The organism is Nocardia sp. NPDC058497 (genome assembly GCF_042720195.1).
GTDB lineage: Bacteria > Actinomycetota > Actinomycetes > Mycobacteriales > Mycobacteriaceae > Nocardia.
The window spans coordinates 1-4,336 of record NZ_JBHXMY010000506.1; the positions used below are offsets into that span (position 1 = coordinate 1).

2 protein-coding genes and 1 pseudogene are annotated in these 4,336 nt (G+C 68.6%); all 3 read right to left on the reverse strand.

Annotated elements, in window-relative coordinates:
- Window positions 1-123: 123 nt before the first annotated feature.
- Window positions 124-1,566 (reverse strand): ATP-binding protein, encoded by a 1,443-nt coding sequence (locus ACFWPJ_RS25975; protein ID WP_378855062.1) that lies wholly within the window; start codon window positions 1,564-1,566, stop codon window positions 124-126.
- A 106-nt stretch (window positions 1,567-1,672) separates the two neighbouring features.
- Window positions 1,673-3,229: a dynamin family protein gene (locus ACFWPJ_RS25980; protein WP_378855060.1), complete on the reverse strand. Its 1,557-nt coding sequence runs from the start codon at window positions 3,227-3,229 to the stop codon at window positions 1,673-1,675.
- Window positions 3,226-4,336: pseudogene (locus ACFWPJ_RS25985) on the reverse strand (Isoniazid-inducible protein iniA); the annotation flags it as partial. The gene ACFWPJ_RS25980 and the pseudogene ACFWPJ_RS25985, both read right to left, overlap by 4 nt.

Here is a 4,336-nt window from a genome sequence, read left to right on the forward strand (position 1 = left end):
TTTTCATCACCCGGCCACCACCGATATATACCCCACTATTTTCGTCGGCAGCGTAAGAGGTGTATACGAGACAGGGTACCTCGCCTATGAGGTCGTGCCGGTGCTGCAGAGCTAGCACCGGCCTCAGATCTGAGCGGACCCCACGTCGTCCGGCGGTTGCCATGCCGCGATCAAGTCGGCGGGGGTGAATACCGCGGCCAGGTGAGTGGTGGACGCGCCGGATCGAGTGACCGCGATCAGCGGGATGGGGTCGTCGGTGAGCCGGAAGCGATGGTTTTGCAGGGCGGTGAGGTCGTGGGTGTCGAAAGGTGAGTTCTCCAGCCACTTGATGGACCCGAGGAAGGCGAGTTCTTTGGCGACGGGTGCACGGTCGGCACCGACGATGTCGATTTCGACGTCGTTGGTGCGGGTCCAGTAGCCGCCGACGGCGGGGACTGCGGGGATGCCGGCAGCCGGCAGGAGGCGGGCCAGGGAGTCGCGGATCAGGGGTTCTATCGCCCGGCCGCGCCAGCTCGTCCAACCGCGGCGGATCCGGTCGACTGTCAAGTCGGAGCGCATGCGGTCCAGTTCGGGCAGGTAGGGGCCGAGGAAGGTGAGCCACAACCGCAAATACGAGTCGGTGATCCGGTAACGGCGATCCTTGGACGGGGTCAGACTGATCGGCAGTTCCGCGGCAACGATTCCTTTGTCTACCAACAAGTTCACCGCGCGCGACAGGCTCGTGTGGGCCAGACCCCCGGCGGCGCGGGCGATGTTGGTGAAGGTTCGCTCACCGCTGCCGATCGCGGACAAGACCTGGCGGGCCAAGGTCTGGTCCGGAAACTCCGCCGCCAGCGACAACTGCGCGGAGACGATCAGTGGACTGACCGGGTCAGCCAATTCCCGCTCGAGAAAAGACCACATGTCCTCGCCTGCTCGCCACCGGGCGCAGATGATCGGCAATCCTCCGGTGATCAAGGTGGCGTCGAATGCGGCCGCCGGATCCAGTCCACTCATCGCGGCCACGTCCGCGGGGTTGAGTGGGCCCAATCGCATCTCGGAACCACGCTGATGAAACGGGCGGCCATACGACGTCAGTGCCTGCATCATCGCGAGATCCGATCCGATCAGGATCAACAGCACTGGTTTGCGGCACAACTCGCGATCCCACGCTCGTTGCAGGACGCTCTCGAATGCTCCGGATTCGTCCATCAGATACGGCAGTTCGTCGAGAACGACCATGCTCGGTTCGTCGGCGGGCAGGATGCTCGCGAGCTGGCGCAAGGCCGCAGTCCAGTTGCCCGGGAATGCCTCGGTGAAGATCTCGGCGTCCGGCAGCGAGGACTGCGCGACTGTGTCGGCGAATTCGTCGAGCGGATCGGTGCCGAAGCCGATCTCGCTCGTGTAGAAGACATACGGCACGGCACTGCGCTGCGCGAACTCCTCGATCAGCGCGGATTTTCCGATGCGTCGGCGGCCGCGGAGGATGAGGCACCGACCCGGTTTCGACGTGCCGATCGAGGCGCGGATTCCAGCCAACGCGTCATCGAGGGTTCGTAGTTCACGCCATCGCCCGACGAAGTCCATCACGCCCCTCAAAGTATCGCGGATGTTACTATCATTGTCGATACTATCATCCGAGTGCGCTTCTTCATGTAGCAGCGGCCGCTGCTGACATGGTCGTCGCTGTGAGTCAGCGGGGGAGTTCGGAGAGGACTCCTTCGGCGCTGCGGGCGGCGGCTCGGCAGGCGGTGGCGGTGGATTGGTCGGCCAGGGGGTGGGCGGCTCTGGCTCGCCAGGTTCGGACGGCGGTGGAGGCTGCGGTGCGGAGGGTGTGCGGGTCGGCTTCGGGGGGGAGGCCGAGGCGGAGGTGGGGTGCTACGCCGGTGCCGCCGAGGATGCGGTGCAGGTCGGCGAGTACCGGTGGGGGGAGGGGGAGTTCGTCGGTGCGCAGGCGGCCGAGGAGGCGGAGTTCGGTGAAGCCGTGGACGTCGGCGAGGCGGGCGCGGACTCGGGGTAGCAGTCGGTCGGCTTCGGTGCCGGGGTAGGCGGACAGGATGCGGTTGAGGGTGCTCAGGGCCGAATGTGCCTTCAGTTCTTCTGCGCGCTGGCCGAATTGGATCTCCAGTACCGAGCGCAGTTCCTCGATGCCGCTGCGTGCGGCCAATTCCGCTGCCAGCGAGGAGGAGTCGCGGACGCCGAGGCGGATCAGCATGGTGGCCATGCGGATTCCGAACAGGCCGAAGCGATCCGCCAATTGGGCGCGCAGTTCGGGGGCGACCGGGAGGGCGATGTCGGCACGGGCGAATCGGTCTGCCGAGAGCAGGGCGATGCCGAGGTCTTCCGCGGGGACCGTGGACAGTGCCTCGAAGGCCGCGAATTCCGGTTGCCGCAGTGTCGACGCGGCGAAGGCGAGCAGGCCTGCCACCGGAATCACCGCCTGGCACAGGCCCGTTCGCTCCAGTTCGCCGGCGAACCGGGCGGCCACGTCGCGGGCCGAGTGCAGCGCGTCGATGCGGCCCGCGCCGATCTCGTCGGCGCGTGACACCACGCCGATCACGCCGAGTGGGCCCGCGCCACCGGCGCCGGCGCCGATCTGTTCGAGAAAGCTCACGTCGGTGGCGTCGAGGCGGCGCAGCAGGTAGACGACGGCGTCGGCGCCGGGTGCCGAGATCGCCGACCGGCCGCGCGCATTACCTTCGGCACGGCCGGGGGTGAGCAAGCGCGCGGTGCGCAGTGAGACCTCGCGTGACAGCGACGAGGTGCCGGGGGTGTCGATGATCGTCGTCTGGGCCAGGGCGGCCGATGGCCAGCCGACCTCGAGGTGGTCGACCTCGCGGGGGCCGTACGCATCCCAGTTCAGGGCGCTCAGGTCGAAGGTGAGGCCGTGCGCGCCGCTGCCGCGCCGGACGATCACGTTGGCCCTCGCGCCGTCGGCGGCGTGCGCGGTGACGGCGGGGGTGGAGGCGTCGCGGTACCAGGTGACGACCCGGGTGCACTCGGTGGCGTCGGTCGGGGCGACAGCCTGGCCGACCAGCGCGTTCAGCAGCGTTGACTTGCCTGCCTTGATCGAACCGGCCAGCGCTACCCGCAGCGGCTCACGCAGCCGGAATTCGCAGTCGGCCAGCAGCGCGCGGGCGTACTCGTCACGACCGAATACCCGCGCCGCCGCGCCGACCAGCTCGTGCGCCTCGGCCAGGATCCTGGGTGCCTGACCGCCGGGCGCGGCGGTGTCGAAACGGTGGGTCACCCAGATACCGTACCGTCGGCCCGTCCTGGTTCGAGTTGCATCGTTTCCGCGTAGCGGCGCAGCTCGGCGACCGCGTTCAGCTGGCGTTCGAGCACGCCGGTGCGCTCGGCGCGGTGGGTGGCTGCCATCGCGGCCGCTTCCTGGGCGGCGCGCAGGGAGGCGTCGATCGATCGCAGGCTGCGCTCGGCGATACCGGCGAAGTGGTCGCGCAGGGCGCGGTGGATGCGGTGCAGGCGGTCCTTGGTGTCCTTGGCGGCCTGGAACGCGACGTCGTCGAGGAAGCGGCGCACCTCGGTGTTGGCTTCGATGCGGCGGCGAGCCAGTCGTGCGGTCTTGTCGTCACGGTAGGCCTTGCCACCGACGATCAGGCCCGCGCCCAGGGAGATCGGGTTCAGCATCGCGAGGCCGGCGAAGGTCGTGGCGAGGCCGATCATCAGCACGCCGCCGTAGGAGCCGCGCATGCCGACCAGCACCTTGCTGGTGAAACCGATGTCGGGCTCCAGGTCGGCCAGGGAACCCGAGCTGGCGAGGGTGCTTTCGTCGTCCATTCCGGCATGGACCTCGGGCAGGTCGACGGCGCCGACCTCGTTGAAGTGGTCGGCGATGCGTTCGGCCAGCAGTTCCGCGCGGCGGTGGGTCAGCAGGAGGTTGTCGCCGAGCGCGGTGTCGACGCTGCCGGACAGCCATTCGGCGATCGCGCCCCAGTGCCTGCCGGGGTCGTTCTCGTCGATCCATTCCTGGCCGGTTCGGGCGATGCCGCGCAGGTGATCGCGCAGGTCGTGGTCGACGTCGCCGACGAGGTCGGTGATGCCGTCGGCGAGTGTCTGCTGCCAGCTCGCGGTTCGGCGCTGGAGTGCCTCGGCGGCGGCGCGGGCGGACTGGAGCTCGTCGACCGCGGCGGAGCCGAGTGCGGGGTCGCGCAGGGCTACCAGTTCGCTGCCGAGGGCCAGTGCCAAATGTTCTGCCGCCGATTGCAATTCGCGTGCGACTGCCTGTCGTGTGACGGCCTGGTCGCGGGCGACTACCCGGTCTCGGAGGAAACCGAACAGCACACCGAAGCCCGACTCCTGGCCCAGCTGCGCGTCTTGCAGGCGCAGGGCGTGAGCG

Coding starts and splice junctions, on each gene's coding strand:
- ACFWPJ_RS25975 (WP_378855062.1), bottom strand. CDS start 1,566: ATGGACTTCGTCGGGCGATGGCGTGAACTACGAACCCTCGATGACGCG.